Below are 22167 nucleotides of genomic sequence, written 5' to 3'. Positions count from 1 at the left end.
TTTACTTGTGCTAACTAAAAGCTGTGCAGTTTTGAGGGAATTTCCGGTGACCATAGCGGAGAGGATACACCCGTTCCCATCCCGAACACGGAAGTTAAGCTCTCCAGCGCCGATGGTACTGGGGTTTCCCCGGGAGAGTAGGTCGTTGCCGGAATAAAGTTTGAAAAAGCTCTTGGATTAACATCCAAGGGCTTTTGTATTTGTCGGGGTACGGGCTTTTTGAGTAATTCGCATTAAAGAACTATAATATACCCCCGGTTTCCGTTTCCCCCGGGGGTATAAATATTAAAATGAAGGTGCCCAGCATACAAGGGGAAGCTCAAAGTCGTGGGCAAAGTAAGGGCTGTAAGGGCGTGCCCGCACCGTATATCCAAAAGTGCCCTGGGGTAAAATAACGCTGCCCGTAAATACACAATCACCGTTGCTGCCGTTAAAGTCATCCTCAATTTGCAGCGGCACGGTTCTAATCCGGCATAAGCCGCCTTGACACTTCTCCCCGTAAGCTATTTCCACGCGTACGTTATGCTGCGACAACGGCCTTAATCTTATTGTGACACGCACGGTGAGCATTTCCCCCAGGTGCATGGTTTTGGAACCGTTTGTTTCCACGTTGATTATTTTGACATGATGCCAGTTGTCGCGCAGGAACTGTTTCAACTCGTATAGCTCTTTGCTTACCCGGTACCTGTCGGCTGTAAAAATTAAATTTCTTTTTACCGCCGGCAGATAATATTTTTCCGTGTATTCTTTAACCATACGCTCGGTGCTGAAATACGGGGCGATTGTTTTAATCGACTCCTTAATTAAACATATCCATTTTCTGGGCACCTTGGCTGCCTGGTTGTAATATATTGGAATAATCACCTGTTTGAACACTGCGTAAAGCGAGTTAAAATCATACCGGTCCTGGGCTTCATCATCCGGGAAGCTCCAATCTGCGCCTATGGCAAAACCGTTTTTACCGTTATAAGCTTCGGGCCACCAGCCATCCAGTACGCTGCAGTTGAGCACTCCGTTAACGGCGGCCTTCATCCCGCTGGTGCCGCTGGCCTCCAGCGGGCGGCGCGGGGTATTGAGCCAAACGTCCACTCCCTGCAAAAGGTAACGGGAAACATTTATATCATAGTTCTCCAGGAAAATTATTTTGCCACGGAACCGCTCTTCTTCTGCTGTGTCATTAATCAACTTGATTAGTTCCCGGCCTGCTTCATCGGCCGGATGAGCCTTGCCGGCAAAGATGAATTGCACCGGATACTTGGGGTCGTTGACCAGGGCGTCCAGTTGTTCCTTGTCCCGGAACAACAGTCCGGCCCTTTTATAAGTGGCGAAACGGCGGGCAAAGCCGATTGTCAGTACATCGGGCCTTAAATAAGTTTCTACTTCGTTGACCCGGTCAATCGTTTCCTGGTTGCGCATGCGCTGCTCTTTCAATCTGTTACGCGCAAAGTGCAGCATGTTTTCTTTCAATTTGGTGTGTGCTTCCCATATTTCCCGATCGGGAATATTATCAACCTGTTCCCAAATGCCGGGGTCAGATATATTGCTTTCCCACCCTTGATCCAGGTAATTATTAAATAAATTGCGCATTTCCGGCGCCAGCCACGTCAGGGTATGCACGCCGTTGGTCACATGACCGATGGGCACCTCCTCTTCCGGCACTCCCTCGTAAAGCTGGTGAAACAAAGCCCGGGAAACCTCACCGTGTTGACGACTGACTCCGTTGCTAAATCCCGTATGCTTCAGGGCCAGCAGGGTCATATTAAAGCCATCACGGGCGCGGTCATGGCCCAGTTCAAGAAACTGTTCCCTGGTGATATTCATTCTTTCATATAAGTGGCTATAATAGCGATCCACCATTTCCAGGGTAAAAACGTCATGGCCGGCGGGGACCGGAGTATGGGTGGTAAAAATGGTATCCGCCCGCACCGCCTCCAGCGCCGGGCCCCAGGATAGGCCTTGGTCTTCAATTAGTTCTCGAAGCCGCTCCACAAGAAGAAAGGCCGCATGCCCTTCGTTGATATGCCAGACGGTGGGATGGATGTTCATGGCCCGCAAAGCCCGAATGCCAATTCGGCCCAGCAGAATTTCCTGGCTAATGCGGGTTTCGCGGTCGCCCCCGTAAAGCTGCCCGGTTAATTCCCGGTCTTCATGTCGGTTTGCGGTCAGGTCGGCGTCCAAAAAATAAATGCTGACTCTTCCCACCAGCATGCGCCAAACCCTGGCATAAACCCGGCGTCCCGGCAGTTTTACGTCTACAACGAGATCCCGCCCGTTGCTGTCCAAAACCGGGGTAATTGGCATTTCACTAAAGTTTTGAAAGGGATAATACGCTTCCTGCTGACCTTCCCGGTTGATCCGCTGGGTAAAATATCCGTGTTTATACAGCAACCCGACGCCGACTAAAGGCAACCCGAGGTCGCTGGCCGCTTTACAGTGATCCCCGGCCAGCAAGCCCAGGCCTCCCGAATAAGTGGGGTGCGATTCATGTACTCCAAATTCGGCAGAAAAATAAGCAATTACGTGGTTCACTCCGTCCGGTTTATGCTTGTCGTACCAGGTTTCACCAAACATGTACCGGTCAAAGGAATTGATTACTTCCCGGTAGTGATCAATAAATTGCCTGTTTTCCGCCGCCTCTTTTAGTTCTTCCTCTTTAACCCGCAACAGAAATTGTACCGGGTTATGATAAACTTCCTCCCACAGGTCCGGGTTGATGGAACGGAACAACTCAATGGCGGAGTGATTCCAGCTGAACCAAAGGTTGTAGGCCAATTCCCTGAGCCGGCTGATTGATTCGGGCAGGCGCGGGATAATGGAAATCGTTCTAAAAGGATACACCAGCAACCACCTCCGGTTTCTTTTATTATAGAAATATTTTCATGCAAACAGCCGTTAGATAAAGATAAACTATGTCCCTAAAAAGCCAATTATTCTATCAATAAACTATCGAGGTTGTGCTTAATTTCACGATAAATTATAATACATATATAGTAATATTTCCAGTATATAATTAATTTTGTTGTGAAGGATATTTTTGCAAAAAAACATAAAATCTTAACCAATATATAACATTTCTAGTATATACTAAAAATAAGTTAACCTTTAAGGAGAGGGTTTCCATGCTCCATTACATTGACCGGATGGAATTACCACAGTGGTATGATGAAAACTTAATGATCATGCTGGTTGTCAATCCCGATACCATTTACGCGTACTGGGAATTATCATTCGGACAGTGTAAAGCGCTGAACGGATGGAAGCCGGTATTAAAACTCTACGAGTTGCCCCCGGACAAGGAGGCGGAGTCGGAACCCCGGTTGATCCGAACCAGCCCATTACCTCCTTTTACCGACAATTGGTATTTTAAGAACCTGCAGCCGCAGCGTCGTTACCAGGCTGAAATTGGCTGGGAGCAGGACAACCATTTTTATACCATCATTAAATCCAATATTGTTGATGTGCCGCCCGCCGCTCCGGTTGCCGTGCCGGGGCAAGTGGAATGGCGGGCGGTTGCGGGCATTGCTCCTTCACAAGACAATAAAATCGAGTACGATTATCGTTCCGTGGAAGATGCGGTGCAGCAATTATTTAACACTATGCCTTTCTACATGGGCATTAACACGGGTTCCCGTTCGTGAAGGGGGGATTTATTTTGCCCACCGGATACATGGCCCTGGTGTTGCACGGGCATTTACCTTACGTTTTCCACCCTGAGAAAACTGATGTTCTGGAAGAAAGATGGCTATTTGAGGCAATTACGGAGTGTTACCTGCCCCTGTTAAGCACATTTGAATCGTTGTTGAGAGATAATGTTTATTTTCGAATTACCCTGTCGCTTTCCCCCACTTTGATTACGATGTTGAATGACCAGTTGCTAAGGGAGCGGTACATCAGGCATTTACAAAAATCGATTTTGCTGGCCAGGCTGGAGCGGGAGCGCCTGTCCGCCGACCCGAATTACCGACACCTGGCTGGTTTTTATTTAGACATGCTTTTACGTACCAGGGAGCAATATGAACGTTACGAATGTGATTTGATCAAGCCTTTAAGGCAACTACAGCAGCAAGGTTGTTTGGAGGTTATCACCACCTGTGCCACCCACGGGTATTTGCCGCTGATCAACAGCCGGGCCGGCTGGCGGGCGCAAATTAAAACGGCTATTGATCTATATGCTAAAAATTTTGATCGGCTTCCCGCGGGTATGTGGCTTCCGGAGTGCGGTTACGCGCCGGGAGTGGACCAATTGCTGGGCGATTTCGGCGTTAAATATTTCTTTGTGGACAGCCACGGGATCACCAACAGCAGCCCTCAACCTGTTTACGGCATATTTGCCCCGCTATGCACAAGGGCCGGCGTAGCTGTTTTCGGCCGGGATCCCGATTCCTCGCGGCAGGTATGGGACCGCCTGACCGGGTACCCGGGGGATCCTTTTTACCGGGAGTTTTACCGTGACATTGGCTACGACCTGGAACTTGATTATATCGGGCCGTTTTTGCCCGGCGGCGACATCCGTACGGATACGGGTTTTAAATACCACCGCATCACGGGGAGCGGGCCGCATAAGGAACCTTATTTGCCGGATAAGGCCGGTGAGAGGGCCGCTGAACAGGCCAAAGATTTCGTAGAGCGGCGCATCCGGCAGGTGGAACAGGCGGCGCAAAAAATGCAGCGGCGCCCGCTGGTGGTTGCTCCTTACGATGCTGAACTTTTTGGTCACTGGTGGTTTGAGGGTCCTCTCTGGTTGGACTGTCTGTGCCGGGAAATTTCAACTCAACAGCAACTGAAAATGGTTACTCCCATGGAATACCTCCTGGAGTACCCGGAAAACCAGGTGGCGGATGTGCCCATGTGCAGTTGGGGGGCCGGCGGTTACAACGAGTTCTGGCTGAACCCGTCAACCGATTGGATTTATAAGCACCTGCACCGGGCCGAGGATAAAATGTCCGAACTGGCCGACAACTATTCCACCGCGGGTGAGCTGGAAAAAAGGTGTTTAAACCAGGCGGCCAGGGAATTGTTGCTGGCCCAAAGCAGCGACTGGCCGTTTATCATTCATTCCGGCACGGCGGTGGATTATGCCGTGCGGCGTTTTAAAAACCATATCGGCAGGTTTAATCTTTTGGTTAATATGTTGGAAGGAAACTGTATTCACGAGGGTATGCTGTCGGATATCGAGTCCCGCTCCAATTTCCTGCCCGATATCGACTACCGCGTTTACTGCAGTAACGGACTGTTTCAAAGATTATCATTTACTGAGCAAAGCTACCGGATCCTGATGCTGTCCTGGGAATACCCGCCCCAAACGGTGGGGGGGCTGGCCAGGCATGTTCATGACCTTGCCTGCGCGCTGGCCGCCCTGGGCAAGAAAGTGCACGTCATTACGTGCCCCACTCCCGAAAGGGAAATCTATAGCCTGGAACATGGTGTACACGTGCATAGAATTCGTTCCGACCAGCTTACTGCGGGCAATTTCATGGATTGGGTCAGCCAGCTGAACGAGGGCATGGTACAGATGTCGGATAAGTTGCTGGATGTTTTCGGTGGTTTTGACTTGGTTCATGCCCACGACTGGCTGGTGGGCGCCGCTGCCGGCGCAATTTGCGAACGGCTCGGTCTTCCCATGGTGGCCACCATCCATGCCACCGAGCACGGGCGAAACCAGGGTCTGCATACGGATCTGCAGAGAAGGATACACGGTCTGGAAACCAGGCTGGCCGAACGTGCGGATTTGATAATTTGTTGCAGTAAATACATGAAATACGAAATTGCCAGGTTGTTTAACCAACCGTTTAATAAGATTACAGTTATCCCTAACGGGGTTGAAATAAAAAACATTACGGCCGGCCTGGAACGTTCGCCCCGGGGGAATGGCCGGGAAAGGATGATTGTTTTCCTTGGACGGCTGGTCCCCGAAAAGGGAGTGCAGGTGCTGATTTCGGCTTTGCCTTTGATTCTGCAAAAAGTGGGGCGAGTGCGGCTGGTGGTCGCCGGGAAGGGGCCGTACCAGCCGGAGTTGGAAAAATTGGCCCACGGGCTTGGCGTGGCCGAGATAGTGGACTTTATCGGTTTTGTAGGAGATGAGGAAAGGAATAGGCTTTTAAACCGGGCCACCGTGGCCGTTTTCCCAAGCTTGTACGAACCTTTCGGCATCGTTGCCCTGGAGGCCATGGCCGCGGGCGTACCGGTGGTGGTTTCCGATACCGGGGGTCTGCGTGATATTATTGAACACGGTATAGACGGTTACCTTGCTCCACCCGGAGACACGCACATGCTGGCCCATTATGTCTCAGAGTTGATTAAAAACCCGGAATTGGCCGGGCACTTCGGCCGGCGCGCGCGGAGAAGCGTTTTTGTAAAGTTCAACTGGCAGCAAATCGCCTCGTCAACCCTGGAGGTTTATGCCGCGGCAGTTAAAAAATACAACCCGATGGCCACAGACAGCTCTGGAACTTATAAAAACCCCGGTAGATTAAAACAATCGTATAATGGTTAGTCGCCGGGAGCGGAGCGCGCTAGTCCTCTTTTAACAACAGGGCCCTGGCGGGGGCGCTTTCGGCTCCTTTAATTTTAAGCGGCGCCGCAACGAGCAGGTATTCCCCTTCCTCAACTTCCCCCAGCATCAGTCCCTCTAGAATAACAATACCGGCTTGAAAAAGCAGTTTGTGGGTTTCGTGGCCGGGCTGGTTTCTCTCTATGCCGAGGGCGTCTATGCCCACGCCGGCGACTTCCAGGTTTTGCAAGTACGCTGCCCCGCCGCCGTCCAGGTAAACAAAAGCAAAGTCAAATTGATTGGCATATGAATTCCTGGTTTTTAAGAGGATAAAATCCCCCTGTTGAATGTCTTTACGCGCCAGGTCGTCCCGGGTAATCCTGTCGGGCAACCCGGTAAAGTCAAACACCTTGCATTTGGTAACCATTTTGCCCGGGTCGATTTTGTCCACCGTAGCGCCGCCCGGCAGCATATGCAGCGGCGCGTCGACATGGGTGCCGGTATGAAGGTCCATTTGAATCCGGGATTCATATGTGCCGCCCCCGGACAAATTATTGCGCACCGTTAAAACAGGCCTTTTATCCTCTTTATTTTTGTAGACCGGCATGCCGGGGTGAATCTCCATGGAAATGTCGTAGATCTTCATGCTGATATATCACCGGCATGCAACCATTCCCTGTTGTCCTTGGCCAGGAGTTCCGCCGCTTCTGCAGGACCCCAGCTTCCCGCCGCGTAATTGGGGAAATTGGGTTTGCGTTCTTTCCATGCGGCGGCGATATGATCGACAAACTTCCAGGAGTATTCCACTTCATCCCACCGGGCAAATAAGGTGGAGTCGCCCCTCATCACGTCATACAGCAGTCTTTCATAGGCTTCGGGAGAATTGGTGCCGGGCCGGCAGTTCTGACAAAAATCCATTTGTACGGGCACGATGATGTTTTCCGTGCCGGGCTTTTTGGCGTTAAACTGAAGAAAAATGCCTTCTTTGGGTTGAATTTTAATTACCAGCAGGTTGGGATCCAATCCCCCGTATTCCCTAGCAAATAAAATATTGGGCAGCGGTTTGAATTGAATGATGATTTCCGTGGACTTGACCGGCATTCTTTTGCCGGTGCGAATGTAAAAGGGAACGCCCGCCCACCTGAAATTGTCGATGTGCACCTTTAAAGCGATGAAGGTTTCCGTGTCCGAGGTGGGGGAAACCCGGTCTTCTTGCCTGTACCCGGAAACTTCTTCGTCGTCGATCACGCCGGGGCCGTATTGGCCGCGGACCACGTTTTTAAACACTTGTTCCGGCGAAAACTGTTCCAGGGAACGGAGCACTTTCACTTTCTCATCCCGAATGGATTCCGTATCCAGGCTGGCCGGGGGTTCAATGGTGGTAAGGGTAAGCAACTGCAGCATATGGTTTTGCATCATATCCCGCAGTGCCCCCGCCTGCTCGTAATAACCGGCCCTGCTTCCCGCGCCCACCTTTTCACAGGACAGGATTTGAATGTTGTCGATAAACTGATTGTTCCATACCGGCTCAAACAGCATGTTGGCAAACCTGATCACCATGATGTTCTGCAGCATTTCTTTGCCCAGGTAGTGATCAATGCGATAAGTATTGCTTTCTGTAAAAACTGCGGTGATTTTTTCGTTTAAGATTCTTGCTGATGGTAAATCTCTGCCAAAGGGTTTTTCGATGACCACCCTCTGCCAGGAGCCGGTGTTGCGGGCCATTCCGTGGCGGTGTAACTTTTCCACAATCACGTCAAAGTACTCAGGCGCCACGGCCAGGTAATAGATTCTGTTGCCCCCGGTTTGGTATTGGTCGTCCAGTTTTTTCAGGAAAGTGTCCAGCCTGGTGTAGCCGTCGTCCTCCGCAAAATTAAACTTTTCATAGTAAATCCTTTGTCGCAGTTGCCCCCACGTCTGCTCATTAATTTTAAACCTGGCGAAACTCCTGATTGAATCATGTACTTCGTACCTGTATTCTTTGTTGTTTTTATCGCGCCTGCCGACGGATACTACGGCAAAATGATACGGAAGCTTTTTCTCGCATTGCAGGTTATATAATGCCGGCATCAGCTTTCTGTGCGTCAAATCACCGGTACCGCCGAAAATAACCATGATGCACGACAGGTCAGCTCCGGGATTAAAGTTAAACACGTTGTCGATATCTTTAGTTAAGTTATTTCTGTTCAACTGCATGGCCCCCAAACTGGTTTCTCAGGGCGGCGACCACTTTGCCGCTAAAGCTGTCCTCCTGCTCCGACCGGTATCTTGTGTACAGGGACTGGGCGATTACCGGGACAGGTACTTTAAGTTCCAACGCCTCCTGGACCGTCCAGAGCCCCTCGCCGGAGGAATGGATCACGCCTTTGATCCGGTTCAGGTTGGGGTCGTCGGCAAAGGCTTTTTCCGCCAGTTCAATCAGCCAGCTGCGGATAACGGAGCCGTGGTTCCAGACTCTGGCGATCTCCCGGAGATTAAAATTAAACCGGCTTTTTTGTAGGACCTCAAACCCTTCCCCAATGGCCTGCATCATGCCGTATTCCACGCCATTGTGCACCATTTTAACAAAATGGCCGGAGCCGCTGGGACCGGTGTGCAAATAGCCCCGATCCACGCAGATATCCTTGAACAGGGGCTCCAGGTACTTGAACACCTCTTCTTCCGCGCCGACCATGGCGCAGGCGCCGCTCCTGGCCCCTTCAATACCGCCACTGGTGCCTACGTCCACAAAGTCTATACCTTTTTCCTTCAGCATCTTGTACCTTCTAAGAGTATCCTTGTAGTTGGAATTGCCCCCGTCGATGATGATGTCGCGTGCTTCCAGCAGGAGCACCAGTTTTTCAATGTTTTCATCCACGGGACTGCCCGCGGGCACCATCAGCCAAACAACCCTTCTTGGCTGCAGCTTGTTAACCAGATCCTCTATGCCGTAGGCCCCCGTAATACCTTCCGCTTCCGCCCGCTGAACCGCTTCCGGGGAACGGTTGTACCCGACAACCTGATGCCCGTGGTCTTTCATGTTTAAGGCCAGGTTAAAACCCATTTTACCGAGCCCGATTAACCCGATTTGCATGGATGATCACCTTAATCGGCGTGATTAATGTCTTTGCTTATTTTCTCCCGGCCGGCCATTTTTAATCTTATTTTTGATACCGTATCAACAATGCCGTTATAATAATGTAAAATAGTATGAAATAATCTTTATAGCGGGGTTATGTAATTGATAGCGGAAATTATTTTTACCGGTACGGAACTGCTACTGGGACAAATCTTAAACACCAACGCCCAGTTTTTGCAGCAGGAACTGTCTGCTTTGGGGGTTGACTTGTATTACCAGGTCACCGTGGGGGATAACCTTGGTCGCTGCACGTCGGCCATAAAGCAGGCCTCCGGGCGGGCTGACCTGGTGATTATCGGGGGAGGACTGGGCCCCACTGAAGACGATATCAGCCGCGAAGCGCTGGCGGAAGCCCTCGGTGTGGAACTTGTTGAGCACCCGGATGCCCTGGCGGTGGTCAGGAGGTTCTTTGACCTGCGCGGTATACCCGTTTCGCAGAACAACTTGAAGCAGGCACTGGTTCCCCGGGGAGGGAAGGTGCTCGATAACCCCATCGGCACGGCACCGGGCATTATCCTGGAAAAGGAAGGCAAAATATACATCCTGGTACCCGGACCGCCCTCGGAATTTATAAAAATGGTCAGAGAAAGAGTGATTCCTTATTTGCGGGAAAAGCTGGGCGGCAGTACAGGGGTGATCAAATCCCGGGTGCTCAAGTTTTGCGGCATTGGTGAAGCACTGCTGGATGAAAGACTCAGTGATTTGTTAAAAAGCAACAACCCCACCCTGGCGCCCACGGCAAAATTTTTTGAAGTGAATCTAAGAATAACCGCCAAGGCCCGGGACGATGCCGAGGCGGATGAAATGATCGTGGCTATGGAGGAAAAGGTCAGGGACCGCCTGGGATCTTTTATTTTCGGGGTGGACGATGAGACGCTGCCCGGTGTTGTTAACCGTCTACTTAGGGAAACAGGAAAAACCATCGCCACCATGGAGGACTTTACCGGGGGCAGGCTGGCTTCCAGCCTGTCATCGGCGGATGGAGCGGATAAAACTTTTATCATCGGGCTGGTGATCAAAGATTTGTATCGTCTCCATGAAAAAGTGAATTTGGGATGGGCCGGCGAGTTGCCCGGCGGCATCAGCGAAAGGGCCGAACACTTGGCTGCCGCCCTGCGGAAACGGTATAACTGCGACATCGGCGTATCCGTAACAGCAGAGCGGGATTCAAGCAGCGATATCCCCGCCACCAATTACAAGTTTTATTATGCGGCCGATTTCAACGGAAACAAAATGAGCAAGGAAGTATTATTATGGGGGGAAGGGGAGAACCTGGCCCAGCGCGCCGCAGTTTATGCGCTGGTACTTTTGTGGCGGTATCTCAAGCACGGAATACCGTTTTAACCGCAATAGCAGGATTTAGAAAGGGCTTTGTTGAAATCAAGAGCAATTCAAAGTCAGGGGGATGATTCTTTCTGAATATAGATATAATTGAACTGCTTCTACCCGACGGCAGCACTTACCAGATTAAAAATAAACCGGGCCTGACATATATTATCGGTCCCAACGGAACAGGCAAGTCTTATGCATTTAAAAAATTTGCTCAGGAACACCTGGAAGAGGTGCTGTACATTTTGCCCACCCGGGACGATGTCAGGCGCAACTTGTTTCCCGTAGTCCGGCGGGAAGAAGAGGAATTTCTTCGGAAATGGCTGCTTTACGACCAGATTTACCGTTACTGGGCCCGGGCGGTAAGACAACCCGGTCTTCTGGCGCTGGCGTTTTCCTTTTTGGAAAGGTTGGGTGTGCCGCAGCGAGTGTCGGTAAGTGTGGAGGACGGCGGGGTTAAGTTTTCCATGTTGGATAATGATGACTGCCGCTTGTTGCCTTACGAAGCTCCCGGTTTGATCAACCTGCCGATGCTGGGCATTGCAGTTTATGACCCCGGCCGGAAGCTGATTATTATTGATGAACCCGAACAATCCCTGCATCCGCAGGCACAGCATATTTTTGTGCAGGTACTGCGCGAAGTGGCCCGGCTGCAGGGCAAGCACTTTATCCTCATCACCCATTCTCCATCCATGGTTGATTTGCGCAATGCCGAAGATCTGTCCCGAGTCATTTTCTTCCGCCGGCCCAAAAATTATCTCGAAGAGCGCAAGGTCTTCCAAATCTGCCCCGCCGACGCGGAACGTTACATTGAATTACTGCCCAGCTTAACCACTTACAAGCGCGAGGTGTTGTTTGCCGATAGGGTTATTTTAGTTGAGGGGCAAAACGACCGGGATGTGCTGATGGCTTTAATTGAGGCCGGGGGGTTTAGCGTTTCCCTGGCTCGAACCAGCGTCCTCCCGCTGGGCGGCGCGGGGTACATGGCCAAATATGTAGCCTTTTTTAAGGAAATCGGCGTGAAACCCTTCGCTGTATGCGATCGCGACGTCATATACCCGACTTCCGCCCTGCGTTGGTATTGCGGCCGCATGGAAGGAAATACATTTGACTGGCGGGGGTGGATCAGCCTGTCGCAGGCAAAGTCCCACGCCCGGGGCCGGAAGGTTACGGCTTTCGCGGACTGGCCCAGCCTGCAGCCCGCTGAATTTGATGAATTGGATCAACTAGTTGTCCGGATGCAACGGCTGATGAAAAAAACACTTGAATTCATTGAAGAGACTATGGACAATTTTTCGGGTATTGCGTCCCTGAAGGGCTTGTTAGCCGAATTGGGCAAAAAGGGCACCACTGATTTTCGTGAATACCGGGCGTATCATTTGCTGATGTCAGCCGCGCTGAACCACAACGATTGGCTGAACACCCCGGCGGCGGACATTCTCGAGCAGCTGAGGGAGGCTTACGACCGGGTGGAAGCCCAGGCGGAACGTTTGGACATTCTAATTTTACGGCGCGGCCGCCTGGAGGATATCTACCTGCATGGAGGTCGACAGGACAACTCCAAAACAGAGAAGTCATTACGTGAGGCCTCGGATATCCGTGCTTATTATTGCGGGCGCAAAGAACAAATTGACGTGGATTACCGGGACTTGATCGAGCCTTTGACTAAAAAACGCTTTCTAATTCGCATGAAAAACGGGATACCGCACGAGGCCGCGGCGGCGCTGGCGGGTAAAATCAATGAAATCTATGATTTCCTCTTCGGTGCCGGTGAACTGGCCGATATGATACAAAAACTGGAAAACAGCGGCAAGCTGGAGGAACTTTCATCCGGAGCCCGTGTGGTTGAGTTTTTGCCCCAGGCCGATCCCCCGGCGGTAACCCTGGAAATACCTTTGTTAAAGGGCTACCTGTCGGCCGACGGTTTGTTTACCATGACGGCCGGGTCCCGGCCGGACGTATTTAACCTGTTATTTAGGGGACCGGGTAGCTAGTCATGTGGCTTTGTTATATTCTTTTGCCGCGAGAATTTCCCCTTGCTTGAAGGTTTGTTCGTGTCATCCATCCAGCCCTCTATGCCTGCAGTCATATAATCTCCTGTTACACCAAAGGGTTCTTTTTTGTTGGATTGGTTTTTGTTCATTGGTTTCACATCTAAGTTATTATTGACCTCTTATTTAAATCTTATATAACACGACTATTTTAACTTTTACAGCAACGGTTCTTGGGAAGGGAAGGGGAACCATGTCACAGTCACTAAAGGAAAGGGTAGCCGCTTTAATTAGGGAACGTAAATTCGATGAACTGGCTGAATTAATCGCCCGGGAAAGGAAAATTATGCGGTACCTGTACAGGCTGTTATACAGCACGGAAGGAATTATGCGCTGGCGGGCCATCGAGGGCATGGGCGTGGTGGCCCGCAGGCTTGCTCAAGAGGACCCGGATGCGGTCCGGAATATAATTCGCTCCTTGTTTTGGTCGATTAACGATGAGTCCGGAGGAATTGGCTGGAGCGCCCCTGAAAGCATCGGCGAAATTATATATCACCTTCCGGCAATGTTTGGTGAATTTGCTTCAATCATTCTATCATATTCCGATGAACAGATGTTAAGGCGGGGAGTGGTGTGGGCCGCAGGTAGAATCGCCCAGGCCGCGCCCGATCTGGTACGACAATTTATTCCTGAATTTACCGCTTTTTTGGATGACCCGGACCCGGTGGTGCGTGGGTATATACTCAGATTTTTATATTTTGCCGGAAACGGGATCGATTTAGGCTGTCACCGCAATTTGCTGCAAGACTTTAGCCCCGTTCCCGTGTACGAAAATGGAGAATTGAAGGAAACTACCGTCGCCGGTTTGGCGGCATGCCTGGTTAACGTTAATAAAGAGCAAATGGAAATATTCCAGTAATAGCAATATGTTGACCGGGAAGTTGGGGTTGCCGTTGTCTTGGCGGTACAATGGAGCAAAAAAACTTTGATCTCAGGATTAATTTTGAATAATTGTTTATAATTATTGTAGTTCAACGGTAAGTTTGGTTAAAATATGGAAGGAATAAAGAATTTTATTTCGGGAGGTATGCAAGTGAAGGAGTGTCCGGTATGTCATCTTCCCATGGACGAAGTTGCCAAATCAGGGATTTTAATTGACGTTTGCCCCAGGTGTAAAGGGGTTTGGCTAGACCGGGGGGAATTAAGCAAACTGTTGGAAACCGCCAGGGGATACCACGAATATGATGATTATGAAGAAAACCGTTATCACAGTCCGCACCACGATCACTATTTCGACAAACAATATCACAAGTACAAGGGACACCATAAAAAACACGGGTTGGCAAAATTATTAAAAGAAATATTTGATTAAAAACATTAGATTGATATCCAATATGCAAAAGTATAAAGAAGATAATTATAGAACTTAAAGTAGTAACCGGGTTACCGACCATACCCGGTTTTTATTTTATTTGAATTCTTGACAGAATTTAAATTCATTTACGGGCACATTATTTGGTAAATACTTTTAAAATAAAAACTTTAATTCTGCAAAAAATATTAATGTATTAATTATAAAACCTGAAGAAAGGGGAATTGCAAATGAACCAGCACATTCACTGTCTTATTGACTCCTGCCATTATTGGACTCGGGGAAACAAGTGTCAAGCCAACGAGATTATCGTTACGAACGACAAGTTTGGTAATTCCCATCCCGACAGAATAGATGCGAAAATGGCTATGCAACTTTCTCCCACTCCGGCGAGCACATGCATGGAAACCTGCTGCAAAACATTTGTTCCCAAGGGTTCGGATAGAACAATGGCAGATGGTATAAAAAGGATGTCATAATTAGCAACATCAGATTGAACAAAAAAAGTGGTTGGAACAATAAGCTTTCCAACCACTTTAATTTATTGAAAAATCCTTATACGGTAACATTCAGTCTTTTTTTCAATACCCTCTGCACATAACTTTTAGTTTCGGGGTAATCGGGCATTCCACCGGCACGGTCCACAGTACCCGGGCCGCTGTTGTAAGCGGCCAGCGCGAGGTGAACATTACCTTTGTAGCGGTTGAGCATTTGTTTCAGATAGCGAACGCCTCCTTCAATATTCTGAACGGGATTAAAAGGGTCCCTAATCCCCAACGAGGCTGCTGTTGCCGGCATAAGCTGCATTAATCCCATGGCCCCCGCCGGGGAAACGGCGCTGGGATTAAAGCCGGATTCCACCTGGATTACTGATTTAACCAGTGCCGGATCTACGCCGTGCTTGGATGAAATCTCTTCGACCAGTTTTTCCAATTCCCTTTTGTCTAATAATTTATTTGTTTCTGGTAATACTTGGCTGGTTGTAACCGGTTTTTGAAAATCCGTAGACTGCGGCCGGCCAGGCATGACTTTGGCTACTTGATGTGTCGTCAAGATATTATTTTCTTGTTTTGATAAAGAACTTAGAAGTATCTCGGCAAAACCCTGCCCTAAGCCATTATAATAATTCGTTCTTTGGCCGTAAACCAGAGACTGATAATTATCTAGAAATAACCTAACCAATGTGTTAATTATTGTAATCATATTATTTCCCCCAAATTATACTTTAAATATTACCACATTCGCCATAATTAAACAAGTTATTGTAAACCATGGATGAGGTGTAAGACATCAATGCTGAAGTAATTTACCATAAAGTAAAAATCCCTACCTATGCAAGGGGTAGGGATTTTTTCAATATTAGCAGAGATATTTTCTAACCATTCTAAAGCTCTTCAAGTTTACATCCTCATGCTCATGGGCAGTGTGAAAAGGTATATATTAAACACGGCTAAAATTACTAGTAATACGGCATATGGAGCAAGGGAGGCAAAATTTTTATTATTCTTACCAAAGTTATTTTTGCTGATTTTGTAAGCTGTAAATATCGACGCTATGAGCCCTAGCCCTATTAAGGCAAACTGCAATATTTGAATTGTTCCGTCAGATACCAGGGCGGCAGAGCCGCCTTCGTAACCGGGTATGAACATGACAATGCCGGTATACAGCACCGATTTTCCCTCCGCCAGCAGGTGGAAAAGGTTGTGGGCCAGGTGACCGGCCAGATCCAGGGGGATAAGGGCATAGCCGAACTTGGTGAAGTTAAATATTGCTGTTTTCTTGTTATTAACCCCAGCTAACCAACTGGTTAGATACAAGGCCAGCACCGGAACCGCCATGGCAATTAAAAATGTTATGGTAAAGGTTACGCTATAGTTTGAAGTCCCGGTTATCCCCTCGATAAATCTCTGGGCGTCTTTCCATATTTCCAGCATGGTAATGTTTTGCACAAAAACGATACCCATGATGATAATGGCCAGGAAAGATTCCTCTATTTTGGGTTTGCTAATAAACCACAGTTCTTTCGAGGGTATTCGGGCTTTTAAGGTGACAGAATCGTTGGGGCAGGTTTTCACACAGTTACCGCAGAGGTTGCATTTGGCGCTGGAGTCCATTACCCCGGGCATTTCAAACATGGGGCAGCCTGCAATGTCTCCTTTGCCTTTATAACAAAACTTATCCTTGCATTTTTTACATTTCTCACTGTCGGCCCTGAGTTCTAAAACACCCGCCCGGCTGTAGTTGCCCGAAAGCCCTCCCAAAAAGCAAAGGTAACGGCACCAGGTCCGGCGCTCAAAAAAGGCTCCGGAAATTACCACTCCGGTAATAATTATTAACAACAGAACTCCCGAACCCAGTGGGGATTCCACTATGCCAAAAATATGGTCCGCCCAGGTAATTAGTATGAACATGGCGTCTATGATCCAGATGCCGTATTTCTTTAAAAATACCGGCACAGGCCTGTGGTTGCCCACCCATTTCTGTACAATATCACTTAGTGTAGCAAAGGGACAGATGGCGCACCAGAACCTTCCCAGCAGCAAAAATACCAAGGGGATGATGGGCCACCACAGCACCCAGGTCATGGCAGTGCCGAAATTATCGTGGGCCGATGAGGGACCGTAAAAGAGCTGGTAAATGACCACGGCAAAAACGAAAGCAGTGGGCCACTGGAATATGCCGGGAAACAGTCTGCTTTTTATAAATGACTTAACCGGAGTCATTCCTAATAAGTTACGACCATCCATATTACCTACACCCCTTGGCGAAATCTCATCTTCATTATTGCTGCAGCTATTATGATCAGGGCGTTAAGACCTGCAAACCCGCCCACTATGTTATTTTTGACCGGTTCCAAATTGCTCTTTTCCGAACCGCCATTATGTCCTGATGATTCATGCCCGCCTCCCGTAGAGGGCTCATTTCCTGTGCTTGCACCGTGCTTGTCGTGACCCCCACTGCCACTGGATTCTTTGTATTCAGTTTCCGGTGCTGTCATCTGATTATGGCTTTCCGGACTATTTCCGGCCATGTTCATATCGTGATTATCACCGGTCATATTCATATTGGGGCTTGAAGTATTATCAATACTGTCGCCGTGTCCTGAATGATCCGTGGCGGCGTAAACGCCCGCCGGGAGAAGTAGCAGTAAAAGAATAAGTGCCAGTACAAGTATCTTTGGATATCTCATTTCTCTTCACTCCCCAAAAGCGCATATGTTTGTCCAGGAGCCCTGAGGCCCCTGGACAATTGTTATTACTGAATGTTGCCGTTACCGGAGTTCCAGCCCCAGCCCATCATTCCGCCGCCCATCATGCCCGGTCCCGGGCAAATGTAACCGTTTTCCTGGTGGAACTGTCTCATATAGTCAAAGTGCTGCTCCCATGCCTTGCCCTGCTCAGGTGTTATTTGTTTGTTTTCCATTGCCTGTTTTACCCACTGCTTATGAGCGTCGAACATTGAGTCAAAGTAGTTCTGGTTGTTATTTATTGCTGCAAAGGCACCTGGTGCGACCAGAGCTATGAGAAATACCGAGATAATAACCACCATTAGCTTTTTTTTCATTTTTTTCCCTCCTTTCGATTTAGCGTATGGACTTATTCTAACGGGCAAATATCACAAACTCGTCTCAAAAGTGTCACATTTTTGTCACAAATTAACTTGCCACCGGCTATAAGCCGGTAAGTTGAGGGGACAAGATATTTGTTGGCATGCGCCAGGCCGCATTTGCACAGTATCAACAACGGTTGGCATGTGTCAGCCCACAGTTTACACACTATTAACAATGGTTGGCATATGCATGAAATGGTTGGCGTTATATTTGTTACGCCAATTTCGGTGGGTTTTATGCCGTCAAGTTATGTGAGCGGTTACTGTTCGCTGAAAAGGTGTACTCGATTGACCCACCCCCGCGTCACGTACCAAGATTTACGGGCACATACACCTTGAGCAAAAAACGACCTAAAAGAAAAAACAAAAGGCTTTTAGCAAAATCGCTAAAAGCCTTGTAAAATAGACGTTTTTTGGTGTCGAAGGCGGGACTTGGCCTAAAAACCTCACGTCTGAAATAAACGTTAACTTATAGTTTTTTTGATAAAATACTGGAGCTAATCCAGTATTATTATTTGGCTACTGTAGGCCACAGTTTTCATTAATGATGTAAAAATGGGAATCAAACCCAAATACATCCAGTATGTCCATGGTCTCCAGGATCACAAAACTGGCGGCGTCGGTGTAAGATATATCCTGGTCAGGATAGTTTTTAAGAACAGCATGTGTTTTATTTTTTAAATCTTCAGTTGGAAGTATTATTTTTAGAAATCCGGTTTTTTCTGCTTTTTCAATTCTTGGGCGCGGTCATTCAGAGGCCCCGGCACCGTCCGGGTCACCAAACTAGCCCGATAGAATATCGGGGTGCTTTTAAGCAACATTTTCAAACATAATAATTCCGTTATGACGTTAGCTCTGCCAAATTTTTCACAAAATAACTAATTAGCTATCTATGCACCTAACCTAAAAACGTCTAAAATATATACAAGCGAGAAGGTGTATTCCTGTTGAGCAAATTTGAAAAACTATTAAAAAGGTTTTATAGTCACCCTGTGCCGGTGGATATATCTTACCAAGATGCGGCCCGGCTACTTCTTGCGATAGGTTGCACCATGCGAAAGAGATCGGGTAGCCACAGAGTATTTACATATCCGGGATATTCTCAATCAATTGTTCTTATGGAAAATGAGAACTTACGCCAGTACCAAGTGCAAGATATTAAAAATTTGTTCAAATACATAGGCATTAAAATTAAATAGGGGGGTGTATCAAGTGTCTGCGGTAATGAATTCAGTTAAAATAAACACTGATGCATTGGAAGGAGAATTAGACCGTTTTCTTGATATTCCTGCCAATCATTCCGAACTAATTCGTCGAAGTGAAGCATATAGGGATGTAAAATACCCGGTTGTGTTAACCAGGTTGGCCGACGGGGAATGGCTGGCCGAGCATAAGGATTTACCGGGATGTAAAATTCACGGGTCTACTCCCGAAGAAGCCATGATCAGGTTGGAAGAGGTAAAGCTGTCTTGGATTTATGCGGCCCTGGCCGAGGGGAGAAAAATACCTAAACCGACACCGGGCGTTCCGGTTGTGAAGATTATATAACTGAATATCGCTGAAAAAAGCCTCCGGGGTACCGGGGGTTTTGTATTTTCGTGTAAAATTACGTGAGGTGGCATAAAAAATGAAAAAAAGCAACAGAAACATTACAATTAAAAAACGGAAAAGTTTACTTTGACATGAAATATGATGTATATGGCCCTCCATTGGCGAAGGTGGGAAACATTATAAGCGTACTTTTGGTGCGTTATCACCTGGCCAGGCACAATCATTTTTCTTTCGGGGTTACCGATCGCTAATTTGTTATATCTCTGATGTGCGGCATAATTTATTATAATATCGGCTTTATGATTAACAGTATAAAGTTTATTATCAAAGCTTAGATTTTACTCCTATTTTTTGAGCCAGGTTCAAAGTCACCTTTAATCCATCTAACAAAATTTTGTGAATGGGTCAAATATGTTACAACAGTTTGTTTCTGCAAGAATCCTTGTTCGCCCAGACTTTCCACTTCTTTTACATATTCATCAAATAATCTTTCAATTTCTTTGTAGGTTTGGGGGTCTGTTTTCACTTTATCACTCCTTATTATAGAACAATAGTATTTTAGAACTAACCACCCGTGATTTTATATTCACAAACCGTGGATGAAAATGATGACAGGCTTTCCAAGTTAGATTGTATTTTCGTACTTAATTACGTGATTAATATTAAAATTAACGTCCAATAAAGGGATCGTACTTTAAAATCCGGTTGCCATACCATACAAAAAAGCAGCGACACATTTCTGTCAATGGTACGCTGCTGTGCTAAAAATACTACATTTATCAAGATAATTCCTTTTTTTGTGAATATGGGTTTTGGATTATTTGAGTATAAAAAACCTAATCCCACACCCGCTACAGCACCCAGCCTTTTTCGCCCCGGGTCAGCTCAAATACGCCGCCGCCCCTGGCGATTACCTGCCACCGCTCGGGCTCCCAGGGTTTAAACAGACTGGGCCTGACCCGTGCCACAGACTCCACTTTATACCACCACTTGCGCCAGCGAAAGGCAACCGGGCGGCCGCCGGTATCCTCCCGGACCTGCACCGGTTCCCGGTATAGCTTAGACACGGCGCACCACCCGCAGGGTGCGCGGGCAGCTGGGCTCCCAGTCCACCTGCCCGGACCGGCGGAGCCTCTCTAAACGGTTGTATAAGGTGGCGGTGGAGCGCAGGCCGACCTTTTGCATCAATTCCCTGAAAGTGGGAGGATACTCCTTGCGGCTCAGCTCAACAATGGCGCCGATAATTTGATCATCCGTAACCATAACCATGCTTACCACCAAACAAATGTTTTATGCCATCATACCAAACAATTGTTCTAAATAAGTATCTATAACGGTTTTGCTGCAAAGGACATCTATAACGTGATGCAGGCGCTGGCTCTGCTGCAGATGTATCCCCTGATCAGTGTACTGCGGGAACAGGTCAACCGGCTGGAGGAATCCGTATAATCTTTAATATTTATCCCTAAAGGGGAGGTGACAATATGGCTGAAACCACGAAAACCCTGCAGATGACTTTTCTTAACCAGGCCGGCGGGCGGGTGACCATATCGTTGGCCGACCCGCGGGACACCCTTACTGGAGACGAGGTCACTTCGGTGATGGATCTGATCATTGCCAGCAACATTTTTAACACAAGCGGCGACGACCTGGTGTCGAAAGAAGAGGCCCGGATCATCGACAGGACTGTAAGTGTCATCTACGAGCAGCAGTAGTAACGGCCCGGGGATTGGGTGGGGAGGTAGACCCCACCTTATTTTGTTTTTGGCGGAGGTGAGCATTAATGGCGGTAAGTGCCATTAAATATGACAGCGATCTTGAATTGAAGGTACAGACCGGTACCGACCCCGACACGGGTGAACCGGTGATCAAGCTGCGGCGTTACTCGCGAGTTAAGCCCGGCGCCGGGCACGAGGCGGTGTATACCGTGGGCCGGGTCATAGCCGGGCTGCAGGTGTACCAGCTGGTGGAGATTACCCGCCAGGATGACCAACATTTTCACCAGCCTGGGCGGGGACCTGGTGGAGAAGGTGGAGGCCCGCGTGGTGCAGCGGGATTATATCTGGTATAACATAACGTAAGTTGAAAAGGACCTGTTTGTATGTCTGGGCAACTAAAGCCCGGCATGAGAGTAATGATGAAGTACAGCGCGGGTTTTTGCCGCTATTTGATTTTCCGCCCCAGGGGCTGAAGGAATATAAGGCAGAATCAGACAACCAGAATTGCGTTTCAGCTTTCCGGTCAAAGGTACTTGTCAATGTTTCTTTAAAAAGCAGCAAGGGATCGACAGTTACGGGAACTTTAGGAACTTATCAAATAGAATCAAGAATGGTTGGTATAGAACCGCAAAAGACCCGCTACCGGTGCAATGTTTGCCAGCGTATTCATACCCGATATTAAACATAAGGAACGGCAGGGAAGTGCGCCCAATATAAATGCTTGAATATCGGGTCGGTCGCACCTCCCGGCCTCATCCACCAGGCCGCCGGCTCCGCCCGCGGCCCTGCCCCGCGCGATTGTGGTACCGTTCCGCATGCCCGCCCCATGTACAAGCCGGTTTACGCGCATGGTTATAACGCCGCCGACGGAGCGGCATTGCCGCCCCGGGGATAGGGGCCACGGCTGCGGCCCCACGCGCTACCGCGCGCCTTCCGCCAGGCTGCGGAAGGCTAACTTTCATTACAATAATATCCCCAGTTAAACCGTT

The 22167-nt window shown here is 48.5% G+C and carries 22 protein-coding genes and 1 rRNA gene; 11 read left to right on the top strand and 12 right to left on the bottom strand.

Going from position 1 to position 22167, the window contains the following annotated elements; translation table 11 throughout:
* Nucleotides 1-42 precede the first annotated feature (42 nt).
* Nucleotides 43-154: ribosomal RNA gene (gene rrf / locus IT084_RS13365) — 5S ribosomal RNA — on the top strand.
* Between the two features lie 131 nt (nt 155-285).
* Here rrf and glgP read toward each other — a convergent pair.
* The gene (glgP, locus tag IT084_RS13360; protein WP_195713393.1) at nt 286-2838 is read right to left on the bottom strand and encodes an alpha-glucan family phosphorylase; all 2553 of its coding nucleotides are present in this window, start codon (nt 2836-2838) and stop codon (nt 286-288) included.
* A 281-nt stretch (nt 2839-3119) separates the two neighbouring features.
* Here glgP and IT084_RS13355 point away from each other — a divergent pair, with 281 nt between their 5' ends.
* Together IT084_RS13355 and IT084_RS13350 are read left to right on the top strand one after the other, a co-directional pair.
* A complete protein-coding gene (locus IT084_RS13355) occupies nt 3120-3638 on the top strand; it encodes a DUF4912 domain-containing protein (RefSeq protein ID WP_195713392.1) in 519 nt (172 codons plus the stop codon).
* 14 nt (nt 3639-3652) lie between these two features.
* Nucleotides 3653-6493, top strand: a complete 2841-nt coding sequence (locus IT084_RS13350) for a 1,4-alpha-glucan branching protein domain-containing protein (RefSeq protein ID WP_195713391.1) — start codon at nt 3653-3655, stop codon at nt 6491-6493.
* 19 nt (nt 6494-6512) lie between these two features.
* Here IT084_RS13350 and IT084_RS13345 read toward each other — a convergent pair whose 3' ends face one another.
* Genes IT084_RS13345 through gnd form a run of 3 tightly spaced genes read right to left on the bottom strand, consistent with a single transcriptional unit; the run spans nt 6513 to nt 9563 of the window.
* Nucleotides 6513-7136 (bottom strand): cyclase family protein, encoded by a 624-nt coding sequence (locus IT084_RS13345; protein ID WP_195713390.1) that lies wholly within the window; start codon nt 7134-7136, stop codon nt 6513-6515.
* Nucleotides 7133-8680 carry a glucose-6-phosphate dehydrogenase gene (gene zwf, locus IT084_RS13340; protein ID WP_243276965.1) on the bottom strand — a complete coding sequence of 516 codons (1548 nt, stop codon included), beginning with the start codon at nt 8678-8680 and terminating at the stop codon, nt 7133-7135. The genes IT084_RS13345 and zwf overlap by 4 nt, the downstream gene beginning before the upstream one ends.
* Nucleotides 8667-9563: a phosphogluconate dehydrogenase (NAD(+)-dependent, decarboxylating) gene (gene gnd / locus IT084_RS13335; RefSeq protein ID WP_195713388.1), complete on the bottom strand. Its 897-nt coding sequence runs from the start codon at nt 9561-9563 to the stop codon at nt 8667-8669. Before gnd ends, zwf begins: the two co-directional genes overlap by 14 nt.
* Before the next feature lie 147 nt (nt 9564-9710).
* Between gnd and IT084_RS13330 the strand changes: the two genes are divergently transcribed.
* From IT084_RS13330 to IT084_RS13310, 5 genes are all read left to right on the top strand, one after another.
* Nucleotides 9711-10952, top strand: a complete 1242-nt coding sequence (locus IT084_RS13330; RefSeq protein ID WP_195713387.1) for a CinA family nicotinamide mononucleotide deamidase-related protein — start codon at nt 9711-9713, stop codon at nt 10950-10952.
* A gap of 218 nt (nt 10953-11170) precedes the next feature.
* Nucleotides 11171-12931, top strand: a complete 1761-nt coding sequence (locus IT084_RS13325; RefSeq protein WP_313885480.1) for a TOPRIM nucleotidyl transferase/hydrolase domain-containing protein — start codon at nt 11171-11173, stop codon at nt 12929-12931.
* Nucleotides 12932-13181: 250 nt separating this feature from the next.
* Nucleotides 13182-13847, top strand: a complete 666-nt coding sequence (locus tag IT084_RS13320) for a DVU0298 family protein (RefSeq protein ID WP_195713386.1) — start codon at nt 13182-13184, stop codon at nt 13845-13847.
* 174 nt (nt 13848-14021) lie between these two features.
* Nucleotides 14022-14300, top strand: a complete 279-nt coding sequence (locus IT084_RS13315; protein ID WP_313885479.1) for a zf-TFIIB domain-containing protein — start codon at nt 14022-14024, stop codon at nt 14298-14300.
* 230 nt (nt 14301-14530) lie between these two features.
* Nucleotides 14531-14779, top strand: coding sequence for a DUF1540 domain-containing protein (locus IT084_RS13310; protein WP_195713384.1), 249 nt, complete (start codon nt 14531-14533; stop codon nt 14777-14779).
* A 76-nt stretch (nt 14780-14855) separates the two neighbouring features.
* Here the strand turns inward: IT084_RS13310 and IT084_RS13305 are convergent, their stop codons facing one another.
* The 4 genes from IT084_RS13305 to IT084_RS13290 all read right to left on the bottom strand — a co-directional run bounded on the left by IT084_RS13305 (nt 14856) and on the right by IT084_RS13290 (nt 17864).
* Nucleotides 14856-15503, bottom strand: coding sequence for a lytic transglycosylase domain-containing protein (locus tag IT084_RS13305; protein ID WP_195713383.1), 648 nt, complete (start codon nt 15501-15503; stop codon nt 14856-14858).
* A gap of 197 nt (nt 15504-15700) precedes the next feature.
* A complete protein-coding gene (locus tag IT084_RS13300) occupies nt 15701-17047 on the bottom strand; it encodes a 4Fe-4S binding protein (protein ID WP_195713382.1) in 1347 nt (448 codons plus the stop codon).
* 5 nt (nt 17048-17052) lie between these two features.
* Entirely contained in the window at nt 17053-17490 is a 438-nt protein-coding gene (locus IT084_RS13295; RefSeq protein ID WP_195713381.1) for a hypothetical protein, read from the bottom strand.
* Nucleotides 17491-17555: 65 nt separating this feature from the next.
* Complete coding sequence (locus tag IT084_RS13290; RefSeq protein WP_195713380.1) at nt 17556-17864, bottom strand: hypothetical protein; 309 nt, start codon at nt 17862-17864, stop codon at nt 17556-17558.
* 1257 nt (nt 17865-19121) lie between these two features.
* Between IT084_RS13290 and IT084_RS18265 the strand changes: the two genes are divergently transcribed.
* Entirely contained in the window at nt 19122-19457 is a 336-nt protein-coding gene (locus tag IT084_RS18265; RefSeq protein ID WP_195713378.1) for a type II toxin-antitoxin system HicB family antitoxin, read from the top strand.
* A 334-nt stretch (nt 19458-19791) separates the two neighbouring features.
* On the opposite strand, the gene IT084_RS13275 is transcribed toward IT084_RS18265, so the two are convergent.
* The 3 genes from IT084_RS13275 to IT084_RS13265 all read right to left on the bottom strand — a co-directional run bounded on the left by IT084_RS13275 (nt 19792) and on the right by IT084_RS13265 (nt 20729).
* Nucleotides 19792-19986, bottom strand: a complete 195-nt coding sequence (locus IT084_RS13275; protein WP_195713377.1) for a hypothetical protein — start codon at nt 19984-19986, stop codon at nt 19792-19794.
* Between the two features lie 325 nt (nt 19987-20311).
* Nucleotides 20312-20527, bottom strand: a complete 216-nt coding sequence (locus IT084_RS13270) for a hypothetical protein (RefSeq protein ID WP_195713376.1) — start codon at nt 20525-20527, stop codon at nt 20312-20314.
* Entirely contained in the window at nt 20520-20729 is a 210-nt protein-coding gene (locus IT084_RS13265; protein WP_195713375.1) for a transcriptional regulator, read from the bottom strand. Before IT084_RS13265 ends, IT084_RS13270 begins: the two co-directional genes overlap by 8 nt.
* Nucleotides 20730-20944: 215 nt before the next feature.
* Here IT084_RS13265 and IT084_RS13260 point away from each other — a divergent pair, with 215 nt between their 5' ends.
* Together IT084_RS13260 and IT084_RS13255 are read left to right on the top strand one after the other, a co-directional pair.
* Nucleotides 20945-21175 (top strand): DUF2922 domain-containing protein, encoded by a 231-nt coding sequence (locus IT084_RS13260; RefSeq protein ID WP_195713374.1) that lies wholly within the window; start codon nt 20945-20947, stop codon nt 21173-21175.
* Nucleotides 21176-21243: 68 nt separating this feature from the next.
* Nucleotides 21244-21531, top strand: a complete 288-nt coding sequence (locus IT084_RS13255) for a DUF1659 domain-containing protein (RefSeq protein WP_195713373.1) — start codon at nt 21244-21246, stop codon at nt 21529-21531.
* A gap of 251 nt (nt 21532-21782) precedes the next feature.
* Here IT084_RS13255 and IT084_RS13250 read toward each other — a convergent pair whose 3' ends face one another.
* Nucleotides 21783-22028, bottom strand: coding sequence for a hypothetical protein (locus IT084_RS13250; RefSeq protein ID WP_195713372.1), 246 nt, complete (start codon nt 22026-22028; stop codon nt 21783-21785).
* Nucleotides 22029-22167 lie beyond the last annotated feature (139 nt).

This window comes from Desulfallas sp. Bu1-1 (assembly GCF_015594625.1).
GTDB lineage: Bacteria > Bacillota > Desulfotomaculia > Desulfotomaculales > Desulfallaceae > JADNRQ01.
This window is presented reverse-complemented; position numbering and strand designations above follow the sequence as displayed.

What these genes read in the sequence shown, in the direction of transcription:
- IT084_RS13355 (WP_195713392.1), top strand. Translation starts at nt 3,120, where the DNA reads ATGCTCCATTACATTGACCGGATGGAATTACCACAGTGGTATGATGAA.
- IT084_RS13345 (WP_195713390.1), bottom strand. Translation starts at nt 7,136, where the DNA reads ATGAAGATCTACGACATTTCCATGGAGATTCACCCCGGCATGCCGGTC.
- gnd (WP_195713388.1), bottom strand. Translation starts at nt 9,563, where the DNA reads ATGCAAATCGGGTTAATCGGGCTCGGTAAAATGGGTTTTAACCTGGCC.
- IT084_RS13320 (WP_195713386.1), top strand. Translation starts at nt 13,182, where the DNA reads ATGTCACAGTCACTAAAGGAAAGGGTAGCCGCTTTAATTAGGGAACGT.
- IT084_RS13310 (WP_195713384.1), top strand. Translation starts at nt 14,531, where the DNA reads ATGAACCAGCACATTCACTGTCTTATTGACTCCTGCCATTATTGGACT.
- IT084_RS13305 (WP_195713383.1), bottom strand. Translation starts at nt 15,503, where the DNA reads ATGATTACAATAATTAACACATTGGTTAGGTTATTTCTAGATAATTAT.
- IT084_RS13300 (WP_195713382.1), bottom strand. Translation starts at nt 17,047, where the DNA reads ATGGATGGTCGTAACTTATTAGGAATGACTCCGGTTAAGTCATTTATA.
- IT084_RS13295 (WP_195713381.1), bottom strand. Translation starts at nt 17,490, where the DNA reads ATGAGATATCCAAAGATACTTGTACTGGCACTTATTCTTTTACTGCTA.
- IT084_RS13290 (WP_195713380.1), bottom strand. Translation starts at nt 17,864, where the DNA reads ATGAAAAAAAAGCTAATGGTGGTTATTATCTCGGTATTTCTCATAGCT.
- IT084_RS13265 (WP_195713375.1), bottom strand. Translation starts at nt 20,729, where the DNA reads ATGGTTATGGTTACGGATGATCAAATTATCGGCGCCATTGTTGAGCTG.
- IT084_RS13260 (WP_195713374.1), top strand. Translation starts at nt 20,945, where the DNA reads ATGGCTGAAACCACGAAAACCCTGCAGATGACTTTTCTTAACCAGGCC.
- IT084_RS13255 (WP_195713373.1), top strand. Translation starts at nt 21,244, where the DNA reads ATGGCGGTAAGTGCCATTAAATATGACAGCGATCTTGAATTGAAGGTA.
- IT084_RS13250 (WP_195713372.1), bottom strand. Translation starts at nt 22,028, where the DNA reads ATGCGCGTAAACCGGCTTGTACATGGGGCGGGCATGCGGAACGGTACC.